We start from the raw sequence: 17,263 nt of genomic DNA, 5'->3' as shown, positions 1-17,263 counted from the left end.
ACCCAGAATAATCTGCTGATACATAGTTCTGACTAAAGCAACTGACATCAAGCTATGAGCAAACGGTTTGAGCAAATGCAACGCAATCCGAATGCCGATTGGCGGATTGAAGATGTTGCAGCGATTTGCATGGAGTTTGAACTGCGGTGCGAAAAACCTCGTTCCGGCAGTTCCCACTATAAAATCTCGCATCCGTCGCAGCGCGCAATTTTGACCGTGCCTTTTAATAGACCCATCAAACCTGTATATATACGCAATCTCATTGAGTTCATTGAAGCGGTGAAAAGTGCACCATGACCTACTATGATTATTCGGTGATTGTTTCCCCGCTACCCCATGCAGACGGTGGCGGTTTCATTGCCTATGTTCCAGATCTACCCGGCTGCATGAGCGACGGGAACACGCCCGAGGAAGCGGTGCGCAACGCGCACGATGCCATAACGGCATGGCTCGAAGCCGCAACCGATCACGGATTGCCCATTCCACCGGTATCGCAGAAACCAGCGCTCGCGAAATAACGCTCGAAAACAGCTGCAGATTTGGTCTAAACCCGGTTGCCAACGAAATGCGCCAGCTGGGCACCCACTTCGTAGTATCCCTCGCGCAGGGTGCGCAGGCCTTCTTCCCGGGGTTTCGTCACCGGCAAAGGCAGGTCGGCATCGGATATCCTGCCGGCGACGTGTTCAGCCAGGATCCGGCCGAAGACTGTGCCCGGAGCGATGCCGCGTCCGTTGTAACCGCTGAAACTGATGATCTTCGGCGCGAGGGTATGGAATCGCGGCAGGTTGTCGTTGGTCATGCCGATCTGGCCGTACCAGCCCGCCTCAAACGTCACATCCCTGATCTGCGGGAACAGTTTGCGGATCGACCGGGCAGCCCACGCCTTGTGGACGGCCATCCCCGTGCCACGCAGCGCACCCACACTGCCGAACACGAGGCGGCCGCGCTGATCCATCCGGAACGAACTCAGTATCTCCTTGGTGTCCCAGCCGCCCTGGCGCTCGGGCAGAACCGTGTTGCGCACGTCTTCCGGCAGCGGCGTCGTGGCAAAATTGAAATAGGGCAGATGCAGGAGTTCGGCCCGCAGTTCCGGCCAGGGTGACGTCGTATAGGCGTTGGTTGCCACGACGACCCACTCAGCCGACACGGTTCCTGACGGCGTATTGACGATCCAGCGGTCGCCTGAGCGGGTCGTGGATGTCACCGGGGTTCCCGTATGGACGGCAACGCCGGCGGCAATGGCAGCGGTTGCAAGGCCGCGTACATAGGCCAGCGGCTGGATCGTGCCGGCGCGATTGTCCAGCAGCGAAGCGGCATAGGCGGTCGAGCCGACCTTCTCTGCGGTTTCCTCCGCGCCCAGCAACCGGACGGCTGCGCCACGTGCCAGCCACTGCTCAGCCCGCTGTTCCAGCTGTTTGACGCCGCTCTTGCCGACGGCGCAGTGCAAGGTACCCTTGCGCTCGAGTTCGCAGGCGATCTTGTGCTTGTCGACAAGGTTGAAAACGGATTGCGGTGCATTGCCGAGCAGTTCCAGCAAACGTTCGCCATGCACCTGCCCCAGAACCTGCGGCAGGTCATTGGGCATCACCCACATGCCGGCATTGACCAGACCGACATTGCGGCCTGATCCGCCATAGCCGATGTCGACGGCATCGAGAACGGCAACGCTTGCGCCTGTTTCAGCCAGATGCAGGGCTGCGGACAATCCGGTAAAACCGGCGCCGATGACGGCGACATCAACGGAAATATTGCCCGCCAGCTTCTGTGTTGCGGGCGCCGGCGGCGCGGTCTTTTCCCAGAGGCCGTGGGAGCGTTCATCATTCAGCATGGGGTCACCGTCAGGTCGGTCCGGCCTTTGCCGGCAATCTTGCACAGACTCATCGTCCATTCTGCTTATAAGCCGCGTTTTCGGCAACGAAAGTGAAATTCGTTGAAGAGGTGATGCGGTGGGCGAATGACCCACAAGGTCTGGACCCTAGGGACGTTTGCTGACCTGATCGGCGATCCATGCAAAAAAGCTCTGGGCCATGGGATTTTCCTTCTTGTGGTCCGGCACGACGAGATAATAGCTGTTCTCTGTCGTCAGTGGCTGATCGAACAACACCTGCAAGCGGCCGGACGCCAATTCGTGCTCGATGAGATAACGCGGCACCAGGGCAAAACCGAGTCCTGCCAGCGCAGCTTCGATCACCATGGAAAAATGCTCGAAACGATGGCCCTTATAGGGACTGACAACCTCCGCCTGTACCGATTCAAACCAGTCGGCCCAGGCTTTCGGCCGCGTCGAAAGGTGCAGCAGCGGTGCCGAGCCGGCAAGCTCGGCCGGGGTGACGACGGGATTGGCGGCCAGCAGTTCCGGGCTGCCGACGGGAACAATCATTTCACTGCAAAGATATGTGCAGGTGGCATGAGCCCAGACCGGTTGACCGTAATGGATTGCCAGATCAAAGGGCTCTTCCTCGAAATCAAAGGGTTGCGAGCGCGATGCAACGCTCAAGGCCATATCTGGATAGAGCCGCAGAAAATCCGGCAGGCGCGGCATCAGCCAGCGGCTGCCGAAGGTCGGCAATGTTGCAATGCTCAGGGATGACGCCGATTGCGATGCCGCCATGGCCCGCAGCATGGTTTCCTCGGTCAGCCCAAGCAGGCGGCGCACTTCGGGCAGGAATTTCTGCCCGGCGTCGGACAGAACCACCCGTTGCCGGATACGCTCGAAAAGCAGGACGCCGATCTGGCTTTCCAGCTCGCTCATCTGGCGGCTGACGGCACTCTGGGTAAGGTTCAGCTCCTTTGCCGCTTGCGTGAAGCTGCCATGGCGCGCCGCACACTCGAAGGTTTGCAGGATATCGATGTCAGGAATCAGACGGCGGCTCAACTTCATTCTTATCTCGCATCAACCCAGTTCAATTCATCGCAATCTTTGGCGATATCATCACTCTATAATCCAGTTTGAGCATGACAGCGATAGTTTATGCTGTTGCAGCAACAAAGCGGAACAGAACACGATGAAATCAGGCACGTTTACGTCATCCGACGTGATCAGGGCGTCCTTTTCGGCCGCCATGTCATCCATGTACCGGACAGAGGTTCCTGCCTACGGCACACTCATGTCCCTGGTTGCCGAGGTGAACAGCAAGACACTGGCAGCTTCACCGGAATTGAAAGACCAGCTGCAGGAAACCGATACGCTCGACCGCATATCGGAAGAGCGCCATGGCGCGATCCGCGTCGGCACGCCGGAAGAGCTGTCCATGCTGCGCCGCGTCTTCGCTGTTATGGGCATGTATCCCGTCGGCTATTACGATTTGAGCGAGGCAGGCGTTCCCGTCCATTCCACGGCTTTCCGTCCGGTCGATGATGCCGCGCTGAAGATCAATCCGTTTCGGGTGTTCACGTCGCTGCTGCGCCTCAACCTGATCGGCGATGCCGGCTTGCGAAAAAAGGCGCGCGCCATTCTGGACGCGCGGCAGATTTTTACCGACAAGGCCATCGCGCTCGTTGAAAAGGCTGAAGCTGAGGGCGGCCTTGGTTCTGACGACGCGGCAATGTTCGTGAGCGAGATTCTCGAGACATTTCGCTGGCACGACCGGGCGAGCGTCAGCGGCACGCTTTACCAGCGCCTGCACGATGCCCACCGGCTCATTGCCGATGTCGTCTCGTTCAAGGGACCGCACATCAATCACCTGACGCCGCGCACCCTCGACATCGATGCGGTGCAGGAGCTGATGCCGGAACACGGCATTTCTCCCAAAGCCGTTATTGAAGGCCCGCCCACGCGCACCTGCCCCATCCTCTTGCGCCAGACATCGTTCAAGGCGCTGGAAGAGAATGTATCGTTTCAAAACCCCGACGGCACATGGGAAACGGGCTCGCATACCGCACGCTTTGGCGAAATCGAGCAGCGCGGCATTGCACTGACACCGAAGGGCCGGGCCCTCTATGACAGGCTGCTGAATGACACGCGCAAGATCATTCGTCCGGCGGCTGATGGCTCCAACGCGAAAGCTTATATCGCCGCCCTGTCGGACACGTTCAAAGCATTTCCCGACAATTGGGCGGACATTCGCCGCGACGGTCTCGGCTACTTCCGCTATTCGGTCGTCGAGAGCTTTGCGGGCCGCGTGACCACGCGCGAGGCCGGGGATATCGAGACCTTGATCGCACGCGGTGCCGTGCGGTTCGACCCTATCGTCTACGAGGATTTTCTCCCCGTCAGCGCAGCGGGTATTTTCCAGTCCAATCTTGGTGACGAAGCCAGCCAGAAATTTGTCGCCAGCCCCAGCCAGCGCGAATTCGAGGCTGATCTCGGTACGGCGGTCCTCGACGAATTTGCCCATTATGCCGGGCTCGAACAGGCCTCCATCCAACAATGCCTGCAAATACTGCGCCCTGCGGCACTTGCAAGTTGAACACTCATTTGACCTTATTGCGGCCTCTCCGGCAAAAGTCCGGCGCTCACCGCACGGTCAGACAAAAGATATGTAAAGGGAAGGCAAAATGACGATTGCTCAAGATGTAAAAACACTCCTCGCAAAGCTTGGCGTGGCCGAAGCCGCCTATACCGGTGGAACAATGGCTTCCTACAGCCCGGTCACCGGCGAGAAGATTGCCGATATTGCCATTCATTCGGCGGCCGATACAGCCAAGGCCATTGAACAGGCCGATGCGGCCTTCCGCGAATGGCGCCTTGTTCCGGCACCCAAGCGCGGTGAACTTGTTCGCCTCTTTGGCGAAGAGCTGCGGGCACAGAAGACGGAACTCGGACGCCTCGTCTCGATTGAAGCGGGAAAAATCCCATCCGAAGGGCTCGGCGAAGTGCAGGAAATGATCGACATCTGCGATTTCGCGGTCGGGCTTTCCCGCCAGCTCTACGGCCTGACCATTGCAACGGAACGTCCGGGGCATCGCATGATGGAAACCTGGCATCCCCTCGGCGTTGTCGGCGTCATTTCCGCCTTCAACTTCCCGGTTGCCGTCTGGTCGTGGAATACGGCGCTTGCCCTCGTCTGCGGTAACGCCGTTGTCTGGAAGCCATCGGAAAAGACACCGCTCACCGCCCTCGCCTGCCAGGCCATCTTCGACCGCGCGGTCGCGCGCTTCGGCGACGTACCGGCTGGCCTGACCAAGACATTGATGGGCGACCGGACCATCGGCGAAGCCCTGGTCGATCATCCCAAGGTTGCGCTCGTCTCGGCAACCGGCTCGACCCGCATGGGCCGCGAAGTCGGCCCGCGTCTGGCCAAGCGTTTTGCCCGTTCGATCCTTGAACTCGGCGGCAACAATGCCGGTATCGTCTGCCCGTCAGCCGATCTCGACATGGCGCTGCGCGCCATCGCCTTCGGCGCCATGGGAACGGCTGGTCAGCGCTGCACCACCCTGCGTCGCCTCTTCGTGCACGAAAGCGTCTACGACACGCTCGTCCCACGCCTGAGGAAGGCCTACGAGAGCGTTTCCGTCGGCAGCCCGATCGAGACATCGGCCCTCGTCGGCCCGTTGATCGACAAAGCCGCTTTCGACAACATGCAGAAGGCAGTGCAGGAAGCCGTCGCCCACGGCGGCAAGGTTACCGGCGGCGCCCGCGTGGATACATCGCATCCGAATGCCTACTACGTCCGTCCTGCCCTTATCGAAATGCCGAAGCAGGCCGGGCCGGTGACGGAGGAGACCTTTGCTCCAATCCTCTACGTGATGAAATACAGCGATTTCGACAAGGCGATTGCCGATCACAACGCGGTTGGCGCCGGCCTGTCGTCGTCCATCTTCACCCTCGACCTGCAGGAAGCCGAACGCTTCCTCAGCGCGGATGGATCGGACTGCGGTATTGCCAATGTCAACATCGGCACCTCAGGCGCTGAAATCGGCGGCGCGTTCGGCGGCGAAAAGGAAACGGGCGGCGGCCGCGAATCCGGCTCGGATGCCTGGAAGGCCTATATGCGCCGCGCCACAAACACCGTCAATTACTCCAAGGCATTGCCTTTGGCCCAGGGTGTTTCCTTCGACATCGACTGATCGATATCCCTGACTGCAACAATACAGCCCCCGGCCTTTCAGTCCGGGGGCTTCTTATTGTCGAGACAAGGCTCAAGCAGCGTCTATTCGAATGGAGTCATCGCTAGCAGGCTGCATGTTTTATTAAAATTTTATACTTTGGATAATCCCATCCATTCATTTGCGTAAATACTTCGTACGCTCATTTTATATTTGTTTACTTAAATATCACTCTGACCATTTCAAACCTGTTCAAAACGGCAAATAACTCTCCTCTTAAGTTAGACTTAAGATGACAAACAATAGAGTTATCCAAGAAAAGAATTCATAGCAGGGAACAAACGTATGTTGACAGTATACAATTGTATCGTCAATCAGCACGATATCAGGCTTGTCTTTCTTGCCGCCGCCATCTGTATCTTTTCTTGCCTGACAGCTGTTGATCTTCTTCGCCACGCCCGCAACTCGGCACATCAGGCCGTTTGGCTGAGCGTTTCCGCGGTTTCCTGCGGCTTCGGCATCTGGGCCACGCATTTCATTGCGATGATGGCGTTTTCACCCGGCCTCCCCAACGGCTATAATGGCCTTCTCACCATACTATCCCTCGTCATAGCCGTGCTCGTCACAGGCCTTGGTGCGCATACCGCAATCACCGCCAGATGGCAGAATGCGGATCTTGCCGGCGGTGCCATTATCGGCGCCGGCATCGCCGCCATGCATTTTACCGGCATGGCTGCCTTTGAGGTTGAAGGCAGAATTACCTGGGACCCCACTCTTGTCGCGGTGTCGATTGGTACAGGCATTGTCCTTGGCGCTTTCGCCGTCCGCCTGGCGCTGGCCAAAGCGGAGAACAAAACCCGTCATGCGGCAGCCGGTATGCTGACCCTGGCGATTTGCAGCCACCATTTCATTGCCATGGGTGCTGTCGCGATCATTCCGGATTCGTCCATCTCCGTTCCGGCAAATGCATTACCCGCCAGCCTTATTGCCATAACCGTGGCGCTGGTGAGCACCCTTATTCTCGTCGCCAGTTCGATTGCATTCACGGTCGACGTTCATAACCGCAGAAACAAGCTTGAACTGCAGCGCATGCACAAGCTGGTCAACGCAGCAGTGGAAGGATTGGTCATCTGCGACGGAGACATCATTGTAACCGTCAATGAAAGTTTCCTGACATTGGCAACCATGGAGAGCGCCTCCCTTGAAGGCACCTCGCTGGCAACCTTCCTGCCCGATACGCGCCTGCGCTCCAAATTGCTGAGTGATCAGAATGAACTGATCGAGGCCGATCTTGTGGGCGGCGATGGCCAACTCGTCCCTGTGGAACTCATCGCCCACACGATCGACTTCAATGGCAAATGGCATCGCGCTCTTGCGGTCCGCGACCTGCGTTCGCGCAAGGAAGCGGAGGCGCACATCAGCTATCTCGCGCACCATGACGCGCTCACCGGGCTGCCCAACCGCCGCAATTTCAATGCCCGTCTCGACCAGTTGATTGCAACTGCGGCAAGCGGCGAAGAAACCTATCTCGCATTGTTCTGCCTCGACCTTGACCGGTTCAAGGAGGTCAACGACCTGTTCGGCCACGCGGCCGGCGACGATATATTGCAGCGGGTTTCAGCGGCCATCACGCGGCTGCTCGGCAAGGACGACATGCTGGCGCGCCTTGGCGGCGATGAATTTGCCGTTCTCGTCCCCGGGCTCGTCACACCGACGGCGGCCTGCCGCCTGGCTGACAGAATCCTCGAAGCACTGCAGTCGGAGAATTCGAACTCCCCAATCGGCTTCCTGATTTCAACCAGCATCGGTATTGCCATCTTTCCTGTCGACGCGACCGATCGCGAAACCTTGCTGAACCAGGCCGACACGGCCCTTTACCAGGCCAAGGCGGAAGGCCGGAACACCTATCGTTTCTTTGAAGCAAAAATGGGGGCCCAGGCCAGGGAGCGGCGCCTGATAGAGCACGACCTGCGCAATGCCCTGCAGCGCAATGAGCTGCGGCTGGTCTATCAGCCGCAGATCCGGATGGACACAGGCGCGATCACCGGCTTCGAAGCTCTGATGCGCTGGCACAATCCGCGCCAGGGCGATATTTCGCCTACGGTGTTTATCCCCATCGCCGAAGAGAGCGGTATCATTTTGCAGCTTGGCGAATGGGCGTTGCGGGAAGCCTGCCGCGAAGCGGCCAGCTGGGACAAGCCCCTGTCTGTTGCCGTCAATGTCTCGGCCGTGCAGCTTTACAGCCACGATTTCACCCAGCGCGTGCACAGCGCCTTGCTGCACACGGGCCTGCCGGCACACCGGCTTGAGCTCGAGATCACCGAAACCGCACTTATAAAGGATACCAACCGCGCCCTGACCACGTTGCGCCAGTTGAAGACACTCGGCGTGCGTATCGCGATGGACGATTTCGGTACGGGCTATTCCTCGCTGTCGAACGTCCGCGCCTTCCCGTTTGACATGATCAAGATTGACCGCTCCTTCATCAAATCGGTCGACAAGAACGAACAGGCCGCCGCCATCGTCAAGGCGGTGCTCGGCCTTGGCCGGGGTCTGGGCATGCCGGTTCTTGCCGAAGGCATTGAAACCCCGGACGAACTGGAGTTCCTGATGGGCGAATCATGCAGCGCCGGGCAAGGATTCTATCTGGGCATGCCGGGCCCCATGGAGGGTTTCCGGCATCTCGTCAGCGACGGGACGCAACCGGTGGACAAGAAACTCGTCGCACTCTGACATCGTTCTGGACGCGGCGCCGCACAGGGGAGCCGCGTTCCATCGATTGGCCCACGGCACCTCTGGCCCACCTTTTCCCGCGACAAATGATTCAGCCACGGTACTGCTTTACGCGTCGGAATATTGCCGCCTCATTTTAGAAACATCACGGAAACAAAACGCTACAAACCGGAAATATTGTCGCAATGTTCCCGCTCCATAAAGAGCAAGTAAAATGATTTTGTATTCTCGAATCACAGAAGAATACATTTCTTCTTCCCGCAGGTGGCCGTGAGAAATATTTCGACTTTACCAACAATACTGCTAGCCGGAATGATGCTCTCCACAAGCGCTGACAGTGTATTTGCTGCAGAGCGGCCACCATCACGCAAAGAGCTTTGCGTGAAATTCCAGGCAGAAGTTCATCAGGCAATCATCGAGCATGCCGAGGCTCCCCGGGCGGCCAAGGCAAAATCACTGCAGAAAAAGGCTATCCGCTTTTGTGCAAGCAATCGGCAGGCACAGGGCATACGGACCTTTGCAAAAGCACTGAAAGTACTCGGTGTGCAACCCGCCAATAATTGACGGTTGCATCACAACAGCCCCAACTGAGAGGAAACGGCATTATGAAAAAGTCACTCTACACAGCACTTGGTCTTGCACTTGCCCTTGCATTCTCTGCGCCTGTGCTCGCCACCAGCAGCACCACGGCATCGGCAGCACCGATGAAGAAGCATCATCATATGAAGAAGCATCATCGCCACATGAAGAAGCATCATCGCCATCATCGTCATCATGCAAAGAAGATGTAACAACAGCGGCTTGATTTGAACGACCCTTAAAATGATGCTGGTCAGCGGACGCCGTTGACTGGCATCATTTTGCTTTGACGCTTGATCATCTGCACGCTTGACCTGCCTCGGCGGGGATCGCTACCGGTTGCGGGTCTGCCGGTTTATCGCAAGGTTCCGGTCCTGAATATCCCGTATCAACGTATCGTTCATCTCGGACAGGGATGACGGGGTGCCCTGCATCCCCGGTGGAACCGGGCTCATGCCCGATGGTTTTGTGCGGGTCGCCCTCCCGCTGTTTCCGCGCACGGCGGCAAGGGAGGCAGGGACCATCCGGCCGGCCCCGCCTTGCAAGACATCGCCGATCCATTGTTGGGCGCCGCCGGCTATGCGGGCGCTCAATGGGACAATCTGCGCGAGGAGAAACAATCCCGAAAAACAGACCAGCACAAAGGGTGCGATTTCCTTGACGGTTGGAACCGCCCCCAGATCCATCGACACTTTCAAGGCGATCACAACCTCTTTGATGATCAGCAGGAAGAAACTCAGAAACGCATAGAAGAAAATCGGCACGAGCATTGTCTGAATGGCAACGCTCAGCCAGCCGGAAAAGAACCGCGACACACCCTGAAACAGCAGCATCACAATGAAACCGGGGGCCAAAGCCAGGACGATCCACAATGCGAGCTTCGAGAACAGCATCAGGAAAACTGCATATCCGACAAACAAGGCTGCAGCGATCCAGACAATGCCGGAATGCAGGGAAGACAACAGCCCGTCTGCCGGCAGCGCTCCCCTGATGCCCGGGCCGGATTTGGCTGCGGAATCGGCATCCGGCGGCGCCTGTTTTGCCACCGGAACTGGCGTGACCACACCGGAGACCGGCGCAGACATCCGCGCCGAAGCCATAAGCGCTATCTGATAGAAATCATGGAGATCCCGTTCAACCGTCGTTTGCGACATGGCGCCACGCCCGACATTGACGATGTTGTTCATCATGACCGCGGAGATGGCCGTGGGAATGCCCGAGATGACACCATATGCCAAGGTTTGAATTGGCCCCCATCCCGTGGCAATCGAGAAGATGATGGCGATGCGAAACAGGCGGAAGGCGATGTCAATGACGCTGCTTTCACCCCGGCCCTGCCAAAACCGGAATCCCCAGAATACCAGATAGAGCACCAGCAGCCCGGACAAGACAGGCGTGAGCTGATTGGCAAAAGCCCCGTATGTGGACGCCGTGAAACTTCTGCCGAGACGATCGATATTGTCCGACATCAGAGCGATGTAATTGGGTGCTTCCGGCAAGGCCATGGTTCAGGTCTCAAATCCGAACAAGGCAACCAGCGTTTCATTCACCGGCCTGAGCGGCCCGCAATCGCGTGTCGTTGCGGCAAACGAGAACAAACCGGGGGAACAGGGGGTTTTCAACCTCTGATCGCTCCCGCAGGCGGTGCCCGTCATCAGGATACACAGCAGCAGGCAGATGGTGCGAAACGTCATGTCTTGTCTCCGGGGCGGCAAAAGGCAGGCAGCCATTTCTGCGGATCATCACCCAGATGACGGCGCAGGGCAGTCAGTTCCTCGATTGTATCGGCGCGGGCGGATAAAACCTTGATCAGGTCATCCATGCCGTTCAGACGCAGGCGTGCAATGACCGATTCCCGTCCATGCTTGATCAGGAACGACCGGCTTGACGCGTCGGCTGTCCGTATCCACTGGATTTCCCGTGCCGAGAGACCAAAGCCCGTGATGTGGCTTTGCAGATCGGCATGCGGATTGGGGAAAAAGATGTGCGTTGCACTCTGCTCCATCAGCGTATTGGCAAGCGCAGAGGACGCGATGTCCGATGCGCTTTGCGTGCCGAAGCCGACAACGCCGTTGAACTTCCGGATGGTCTTCATCTTGTCCTTGATGAAGGCGGCAAAAATATCGTCATCGAGAAGCCGCCAGCCCTCGTCCAGGAAAATCAGCAGCGGGTTGCCGTCGAGCAATTCGTCCAGCCGATGGAAAATATACATCAGCGCCGCACTGCGGATGAGCGGATCATCGAGCACCTTTGTCATGTCAAATCCTGCAACATCGGACCATGTGAAGTGATCCCTGGGGTTGTTGAACAACCAGCCAAGCTGGCCCGGGCGCAGCCATTTGTCGAAACGGGAGAGAAGATCATCGCCGCCGGCGCGCAGGCGCCCGCGCAGCAGGGAACCGAAGGCGTCCAACGAGCGCATGTCCGGACCTGAGGCAAAGATTTGCGCAATGGCCGAGCGGAGGACGCTTTCCTCCCCGGCGGGCAGCCTTGCGCCGTCCGGCCGCCGCACCATGAGCGAAAACAGCTGGAACAGGAACTCGCGGTTGGGTCCGGTGTCAGGCAGGGACAGCGGATTGAAGCCCGAGGGCTCTCCGGGCTCCAGGACGGCATAATTGCCTCCCAGTGCCCGGATGAAGATTTCGGCACCGCGATCCTTGTCGAAGAAAATGCAGCGCGGTTTTGGCGCGATGCGTTGCGACTGCGCCATCAGAAACGAAAGAGCCACCGTCTTGCCGGAACCGGAGGGGCCGATCATGGTGAAATTTCCAAGATCGCGCACATGGAAATTGAAGAAATAGGCGGTTTGGCTCGTCGTCTCCAGCAGCGAAATGGCGCTGCCCCAATGATTGCCGTCGGATTTTCCGCTCGGGAAATTATGCAATGACAGGAACCCGGAAAAGTTCTTCGAGGAGATCATGGCCGAGCGGGCGATATAGGAGAAATTCCCTGGCAATTGCGCCCAGAAGGCCGGTTCGCAATTCAGGTCTTCGCGCAACCAGAGAATGGCCTGATCTGTCAGGGTGGCGCCGACGGCGCGGATGCAGTGATCAAGCTCTGACTTGTCGTCGCCGAGGCACATGATGGAGAAATGGTGATTGCCGTAAATCGAACGCGCGCCCAGCAGTTCATCACGGGCACTGTTGAGCTGGCTGCCCACCACGGAACCGGCTTCATCGGCCATGGCGATCTGCCGGGAGACGCGCTCTATCTGCGCCTGCACCACAGGCTTGTCGACAATCGCGAAGCTTTGGCTGACGATAAACTCATGCGGGACCTTCAAAAGCCCATCGAGCAGCAGCGGTCCGGTATAGGGTGGATATTCCCGGATGGAAAGCATGGCGCCCAGCCTGCTGTTGTCAGGCGGGGTCGATCCGACGAACTCGATGGCATTGCGGCCGAAGTGCAGCCGTTTCATCGCCAGCGCCCCGTCAAGCGGCATGCGCGGCAACCGCATTTTGACCGGTTCCAGGCCGTTCACGATCTGGACGAGGAACTCCAGCGGTTCGGAAAAATAGATCCCCGGCTGCGGTTCGCGAATACCAAGGCATCGCGCGCCGTAATCCTGCAGGACATCCCGGATGTTGAGAACGGCATCCTGCAGTTCGCGCAGATCCTGCGCTTCGCCGGAGGCCCCGCCATCATCGGACGCCTTGGCAAACAGACGCCGCGTCACCTTGTCGATGACGCCGACCTGACCGCGCAGGGGACGGCGGACGATGGTGACATACATGTCATTGACGAACATGCGCTGCTGCTCGAGTTGCGCCATGTATCGCCGGTTCAATTCATCGGCGAAGGGGTTGTCGAACCTGCCCGCGAGGCCCGGTTGAATGCGGCGGCGTATCATATGGCCATAGACGGCATAGCGGCTGCTGCCGAGGGATCGCAACAGGGTGTTGCGTGCTTCCAGCTTGCCGTTCAACTGCGCCATATCGGCGGTCTCGAAACAGAAGCCGTCGAGTTTCAAAACGCTCAACAAATAGCCATCCCGGGTGCGCAACACCGTGTCATCCACATGGCGTGTGTAGGGGATGTGAGCTGCAACGGAGCGCTCGCGCTGGCTCGACGAACCAAACCGCATCTCCCGGCTGACAGGATGGCTGGTCATGGACGGTCACCGGCTGCATAGCTTCTGATGCCCCAGACCGCTTTGGATTGCGGCGGCGCCTTCGACATCTTCACGCGCAGGATGGTGAAAATCTGATCGTCCAGCAGTGTCAGGAAGTAACCAAGGCTGTGGATCGGCAGGACAAGCAAAAGCATGAGCAGGTTCTTCGTTGCCAGGAATGTGCATGCGGTCACGACGATGTTGAACATGGCGAACATGTAGGGAACCCCGAACAGCGTCGGCGCGCGGGTCAGGGCTTTGACCAGAGGCACGAGATCTGGCGCATCATCCGGGATCATCTCAATGCCCCAACGCACTCTGGAAGAAGGCGACGATCTGTGTCGACCCGAACACCAGGACAATCCCCATGATCACCGACCCGGCAATGCCCCAGGTGAAGCGCCCGGTCCAGGCGAGAAACCCGCAGCTGATGACGGCCAGGATGGCGATCATTGAGGCAATCGGCCCGGTGAGAATGCCGATGAGGGTCTGCAGGACAGACTGCACCGGCTGTAGCCCCGTCTGGGCATGAGCGCCATGGACCAGAATGCAAAGAGCTATCCAGGCCGCTATCCCGCGGGTGACGATACGCCCGGCGAGCGACGGCGACAAGGCGATTTTGAAAATGAACGAATGAAAAAACACTTTGATTACTCCACGTGAAGAACAAATCCTTGCGTCCATGCGCCGACCCTGCCTGCATCGGGTTTGTCCGGCGCTTTCCTGCCTTGATGGGCGGCTTTCCCAGGCATTTTGCGGTCACCGAGCGGCCGCCAGTCGTAGACGTCCGAAAGCACGGCCGCGATGTAACGGACCGTCTCGGGATAAAGCGGAATGCCACCATTTTGCTCCACGGCAAGCTCGCCGGCATTGTAGGCGGCGAGGACATAGAGCGGATTGGCATATTTCGTTTGCAGGTGTTTCAGATACCGCACACCGCCGCGGACATTGTCCTCCGGGTCGCAGATATCCACCTCGAACCGGCGTGCGGTTGCCGGCATCAATTGCATCAGGCCGATGGCACCGGCGCTGGAGACGCTATCCATGCGAAAGCCGCTTTCCTGCCGAGCCACAGCGACGGCAAGCGCCACATCGGCATGTTCCTCCCTGGCAATGCGCTGGACCAGCGCCTTGCCATCTTCGGCCGAAGGCACGCGTTTGAACTGGCATACCGCCATATCCGCCGCCGGTTGCGGTGCTGTGGTTCTTTCGCCGAATGCCGTGATCTTGACCGGCGGCATGCCGGGATCGTTGGCTTCGACGGCGCGGGCTGCTTCCGGGACAGTCACGCCAAGCAGGCAAAGACTGATCAGAACCCGCATCGGCCGATGAGCTGTGCGGGCAGAACGGCCTGTGTCGACGGCTGCAGGGCTGCTGGATCTGTTTGCCGCGCAGCTCATGGGGCACCGCGCGCGCGACGGCCGGAGGCGTTCCACAACATGTTTCCCTGTACGGCAGCGGGGCGCCCGGTCTGCCTGACATAGGGAGCGTAAAAAATCTCGGACACGGCGCCGGGCCGCCCCTCTTTACGGCCCAGTTGCACGACAATCGGCAGCGTTGCATGCAGATGATCGATGATTTCCGGTTTTGAAAGACCGCCACCCCCGCCAAAGCCGCTTTGCATGACCAGCATTGCCAAGCGTTCATAGGCCGCACGCGGAGAATTTGCGTGAACGGTGGAAAGCGAACCGGGATGCCCCGTGTTGATGGCCTGCAGAAAATCCAGCGCCTCGCCGCCGCGCACTTCGCCAAGGAGCAGGCGGTCGGGGCGCAAGCGCAGTGACGCTTCCACCAGACGCCGCATGTCCACCTGTGCGATGTTCTGATTGCCCCGTGATGCGATCAGCCGGACATGGTTGCCATGCGGCGGCATGAGTTCGGGCGTATCCTCGATTGTGATGATCCGCTCATGCCCGGGTATTTCCCGCATCAGGGCGTTGAGAAACGTCGTCTTTCCCGTTCCCGTCCCGCCTGAAATGATCATGGAGATACGGTGACGCAGCGCCAAATGGAGGAATTGCGCGATATCGCCCGCATCGAGGTGGTCGCACAGGGCCTGTTCCTCGTCCGTCAGGACATCGGCCCCGCCGGTTACCCGCGCGCGGAGAAGCGCACCGGCCTCGGCATAGTCGGAGAGCGACAGATCACGAACGATCTTCCGCCGGATGGCGATGGCGCCTCCGTCCGGTGCCGCGGGCGGCAGCACCACCTGAACACGCGAACCATCCGGCAGGGATGCGGAAAGCAGCGGTTCTTCTTCATTGACAAACTGATGACTGGCGGCGGCGACCCGCTCTGCCATGAAGCAGATCCGCTCGCGCGTCATCTCCGGCAGGTTGAGCGCAACCATACCCGCCTGCAGCGCGCCTGAACCATATTCGACGAAAACCCTGTGCGGTTCATTGATGCAGATCTCGATGACATCCTGCCGTTCCAGCAGCGATTGCAGTGGCGCAAAGGCCAGCGAGATCAGATCGTCGTTGCGGGAGACCATGCCCATCAGGATCCCTCGCGCGGAACAACCCCCCGGAAGGCGGGTGCTTGCGGGTTTCTATTGTCCATAGCCGTCGCGCCCCCGTTTGAGCTCCCGCAGCTTTTCGCGCACCGGATCCGGGTAGAGATCGGAAAAATCGAGATCGCGGCGGACAAAGATGGCAACCGGCGTTCCCTGATTGATCGTGATCGTGGGTGGAATGTTCAGTGACCCCTTCAAGGCCTCCCCTGCAACCTGAGCAAAGGTTTGCGCCGCAACCGCAGCGCCCTTTGCCGCCATGTTCGCGCCGATATCGATATTGGGACGGGTCGTGACGGTCCGGACTTCATTGGTCTTCGGATCAACATAGGTTGTCGTCACCGGGCCTGAATTCAGGCTGGACGATGTGTCCGTTGAAGCCAATATTTGACCGCCGGCGGAAATCGCACTGAGCAGGATCGCGGAACCGTATCGCTCGAAAACATGCCTGTTCACATGGCCGCTCATTCCGGAGCGGCCAAGCTCATCCGTTCCGATGGAGGCGAGATTGATGGACACGCCGTCCGACCGCAACAGCCGGGTCCAGACGATGAATGCCCTTGTCTGCCCCTGCGCCAGTCCGGCGTTGTATTCGCCGATCAGCCGCGTGCCCGATGGCACGAGAATACGCCTTCCGTCGAACGACCAGACATCATCCGTGGTTATGGCCCGCACCATTCCCGGCAGGTCGGTTTGGACTGACGTTTCGAGGACACCCCGCACAATAGTGCCCTGCGGCACCAGTGCGTCGATGCGCGGGTTCTTTTCAGCCTTGGCCGTTTCCGCGGATTTTCCGGACAGGGAGGCGAGAAACTGGTCGTTCGGATTGCTGGCCTGAAACGTATCCGGGCTTTTCGGTTTCTCGTCGGCACCCCTCTCATTGTGGGCCGGCTCACCCGCCGCGCCCAGTTCCGAAACGATCATCGGCGAACGGTAGCGGTCCTGTTGCTTCGCATGATAGGCCGCTTCCTCCGCCTCGGTACGGCGGCGTGCTTCTTCCTCGGCGCTGCGGCGCTGACGTTCCGAATCGTCACTGTTGCCTGCCCTTCCTTCAATCACCGCCGCGGCTTGCGGCAGGAGCGGTGCTGCTTTCCGTTCGGGCGGCGGCGTGAGATTGAGCTGGCCCGCACGCGATGGCAGGAAAGCTTCGTCGGACACAGCGCGCTCGCCTTGCGGCGGCCGCGGGTGGCTGAACAGCGGCAAGGCAAAGAGCCCGGTTGCCCCTGCCGCAAGACATAGGCCAACGATGCCGGCCCGCAACGTGCGCTTTGGTTCCAGCAGGCGGGAACCTGTCCCTGCCTCGATATCCAGACTGCGATGGTAGTCGAGATCGGGCATCG

At 59.1% G+C, this 17,263-nt stretch carries 17 protein-coding genes; 7 read left to right on the top strand and 10 right to left on the bottom strand.

Translation table 11 applies throughout. The features are described 5' to 3' along the window. Nucleotides 1-54: 54 nt before the first annotated feature. Nucleotides 55-297, top strand: coding sequence for a type II toxin-antitoxin system HicA family toxin (locus AC1Q5O_RS20905; RefSeq protein ID WP_492565625.1), 243 nt, complete (start codon nucleotides 55-57; stop codon nucleotides 295-297). Beyond that, nucleotides 294-518 carry a type II toxin-antitoxin system HicB family antitoxin gene (locus tag AC1Q5O_RS20900; protein WP_464662456.1) on the top strand — a complete coding sequence of 75 codons (225 nt, stop codon included), beginning with the start codon at nucleotides 294-296 and terminating at the stop codon, nucleotides 516-518. The genes AC1Q5O_RS20905 and AC1Q5O_RS20900 overlap by 4 nt, the downstream gene beginning before the upstream one ends. A gap of 26 nt (nucleotides 519-544) precedes the next feature. Here the strand turns inward: AC1Q5O_RS20900 and AC1Q5O_RS20895 are convergent, their stop codons facing one another. After that, nucleotides 545-1,828 (bottom strand): NAD(P)/FAD-dependent oxidoreductase, encoded by a 1,284-nt coding sequence (locus tag AC1Q5O_RS20895; RefSeq protein WP_492565622.1) that lies wholly within the window; start codon nucleotides 1,826-1,828, stop codon nucleotides 545-547. Nucleotides 1,829-1,975: 147 nt separating this feature from the next. Beyond that, complete coding sequence (locus tag AC1Q5O_RS20890) at nucleotides 1,976-2,881, bottom strand: LysR family transcriptional regulator (protein WP_288191811.1); 906 nt, start codon at nucleotides 2,879-2,881, stop codon at nucleotides 1,976-1,978. 124 nt (nucleotides 2,882-3,005) lie between these two features. Between AC1Q5O_RS20890 and hglS the strand changes: the two genes are divergently transcribed. The 5 genes from hglS (at nucleotide 3,006) to AC1Q5O_RS20865 (ending at nucleotide 9,512) form a co-directional block, all read left to right on the top strand. Next, entirely contained in the window at nucleotides 3,006-4,409 is a 1,404-nt protein-coding gene (gene hglS / locus AC1Q5O_RS20885; protein ID WP_492565620.1) for a 2-oxoadipate dioxygenase/decarboxylase HglS, read from the top strand. A gap of 88 nt (nucleotides 4,410-4,497) precedes the next feature. After that, the gene (gene amaB, locus AC1Q5O_RS20880; protein ID WP_492565618.1) at nucleotides 4,498-6,009 is read left to right on the top strand and encodes an L-piperidine-6-carboxylate dehydrogenase; all 1,512 of its coding nucleotides are present in this window, start codon (nucleotides 4,498-4,500) and stop codon (nucleotides 6,007-6,009) included. A 324-nt stretch (nucleotides 6,010-6,333) separates the two neighbouring features. After that, a complete protein-coding gene (locus tag AC1Q5O_RS20875) occupies nucleotides 6,334-8,721 on the top strand; it encodes a bifunctional diguanylate cyclase/phosphodiesterase (protein ID WP_492565616.1) in 2,388 nt (795 codons plus the stop codon). Nucleotides 8,722-8,991: 270 nt separating this feature from the next. Beyond that, complete coding sequence (locus AC1Q5O_RS20870; RefSeq protein ID WP_426136614.1) at nucleotides 8,992-9,285, top strand: hypothetical protein; 294 nt, start codon at nucleotides 8,992-8,994, stop codon at nucleotides 9,283-9,285. Nucleotides 9,286-9,326: 41 nt separating this feature from the next. Beyond that, nucleotides 9,327-9,512 (top strand): hypothetical protein, encoded by a 186-nt coding sequence (locus tag AC1Q5O_RS20865; RefSeq protein ID WP_105737844.1) that lies wholly within the window; start codon nucleotides 9,327-9,329, stop codon nucleotides 9,510-9,512. Nucleotides 9,513-9,632: 120 nt separating this feature from the next. Here the strand turns inward: AC1Q5O_RS20865 and AC1Q5O_RS20860 are convergent, their stop codons facing one another. The 8 genes from AC1Q5O_RS20860 to virB10 all read right to left on the bottom strand — a co-directional run bounded on the left by AC1Q5O_RS20860 (nucleotide 9,633) and on the right by virB10 (nucleotide 17,261). After that, on the bottom strand, nucleotides 9,633-10,805 hold the full coding sequence (locus AC1Q5O_RS20860; RefSeq protein WP_492565614.1) for a TrbL/VirB6 family protein: 1,173 nt from the start codon (nucleotides 10,803-10,805) through the stop codon (nucleotides 9,633-9,635). Between the two features lie 3 nt (nucleotides 10,806-10,808). After that, a complete protein-coding gene (locus AC1Q5O_RS20855; RefSeq protein WP_492565612.1) occupies nucleotides 10,809-10,994 on the bottom strand; it encodes a hypothetical protein in 186 nt (61 codons plus the stop codon). After that, nucleotides 10,991-13,411: a VirB4 family type IV secretion/conjugal transfer ATPase gene (locus AC1Q5O_RS20850; protein WP_492565610.1), complete on the bottom strand. Its 2,421-nt coding sequence runs from the start codon at nucleotides 13,409-13,411 to the stop codon at nucleotides 10,991-10,993. The genes AC1Q5O_RS20855 and AC1Q5O_RS20850 overlap by 4 nt, the downstream gene beginning before the upstream one ends. Further along, complete coding sequence (locus AC1Q5O_RS20845; protein WP_288191817.1) at nucleotides 13,408-13,710, bottom strand: VirB3 family type IV secretion system protein; 303 nt, start codon at nucleotides 13,708-13,710, stop codon at nucleotides 13,408-13,410. The genes AC1Q5O_RS20850 and AC1Q5O_RS20845 overlap by 4 nt, the downstream gene beginning before the upstream one ends. A gap of 1 nt (nucleotide 13,711) precedes the next feature. Then, entirely contained in the window at nucleotides 13,712-13,999 is a 288-nt protein-coding gene (locus tag AC1Q5O_RS20840; RefSeq protein WP_492565830.1) for a TrbC/VirB2 family type IV secretion system protein, read from the bottom strand. Nucleotides 14,000-14,061: 62 nt separating this feature from the next. Beyond that, nucleotides 14,062-14,733, bottom strand: coding sequence for a lytic transglycosylase domain-containing protein (locus tag AC1Q5O_RS20835; RefSeq protein WP_492565608.1), 672 nt, complete (start codon nucleotides 14,731-14,733; stop codon nucleotides 14,062-14,064). Nucleotides 14,734-14,807: 74 nt separating this feature from the next. After that, nucleotides 14,808-15,911: a P-type DNA transfer ATPase VirB11 gene (virB11, locus tag AC1Q5O_RS20830; protein WP_492565606.1), complete on the bottom strand. Its 1,104-nt coding sequence runs from the start codon at nucleotides 15,909-15,911 to the stop codon at nucleotides 14,808-14,810. 51 nt (nucleotides 15,912-15,962) lie between these two features. Beyond that, nucleotides 15,963-17,261: a type IV secretion system protein VirB10 gene (gene virB10, locus AC1Q5O_RS20825; RefSeq protein WP_492565604.1), complete on the bottom strand. Its 1,299-nt coding sequence runs from the start codon at nucleotides 17,259-17,261 to the stop codon at nucleotides 15,963-15,965. Between the last annotated feature and the right edge of the window lie 2 nt (nucleotides 17,262-17,263).

The sequence above is a fragment of the Phyllobacterium sp. MT110 genome (genome assembly GCF_058792715.1).
The sequence above is the reverse complement of the archived record's forward strand: the minus strand, read 5'-3'. Positions and strand labels throughout refer to the sequence as shown.

Coding starts and splice junctions, on each gene's coding strand:
- AC1Q5O_RS20905 (WP_492565625.1), top strand. CDS start 55: ATGAGCAAACGGTTTGAGCAAATGCAACGCAATCCGAATGCCGATTGG.
- AC1Q5O_RS20900 (WP_464662456.1), top strand. CDS start 294: ATGACCTACTATGATTATTCGGTGATTGTTTCCCCGCTACCCCATGCA.
- AC1Q5O_RS20895 (WP_492565622.1), bottom strand. CDS start 1,828: ATGCTGAATGATGAACGCTCCCACGGCCTCTGGGAAAAGACCGCGCCG.
- AC1Q5O_RS20890 (WP_288191811.1), bottom strand. CDS start 2,881: ATGAAGTTGAGCCGCCGTCTGATTCCTGACATCGATATCCTGCAAACC.
- hglS (WP_492565620.1), top strand. CDS start 3,006: ATGAAATCAGGCACGTTTACGTCATCCGACGTGATCAGGGCGTCCTTT.
- amaB (WP_492565618.1), top strand. CDS start 4,498: ATGACGATTGCTCAAGATGTAAAAACACTCCTCGCAAAGCTTGGCGTG.
- AC1Q5O_RS20875 (WP_492565616.1), top strand. CDS start 6,334: ATGTTGACAGTATACAATTGTATCGTCAATCAGCACGATATCAGGCTT.
- AC1Q5O_RS20865 (WP_105737844.1), top strand. CDS start 9,327: ATGAAAAAGTCACTCTACACAGCACTTGGTCTTGCACTTGCCCTTGCA.
- AC1Q5O_RS20860 (WP_492565614.1), bottom strand. CDS start 10,805: ATGGCCTTGCCGGAAGCACCCAATTACATCGCTCTGATGTCGGACAAT.
- AC1Q5O_RS20855 (WP_492565612.1), bottom strand. CDS start 10,994: ATGACGTTTCGCACCATCTGCCTGCTGCTGTGTATCCTGATGACGGGC.
- AC1Q5O_RS20850 (WP_492565610.1), bottom strand. CDS start 13,411: ATGACCAGCCATCCTGTCAGCCGGGAGATGCGGTTTGGTTCGTCGAGC.
- AC1Q5O_RS20845 (WP_288191817.1), bottom strand. CDS start 13,710: ATGATCCCGGATGATGCGCCAGATCTCGTGCCTCTGGTCAAAGCCCTG.
- AC1Q5O_RS20835 (WP_492565608.1), bottom strand. CDS start 14,733: ATGCGGGTTCTGATCAGTCTTTGCCTGCTTGGCGTGACTGTCCCGGAA.
- virB11 (WP_492565606.1), bottom strand. CDS start 15,911: ATGGGCATGGTCTCCCGCAACGACGATCTGATCTCGCTGGCCTTTGCG.
- virB10 (WP_492565604.1), bottom strand. CDS start 17,261: ATGCCCGATCTCGACTACCATCGCAGTCTGGATATCGAGGCAGGGACA.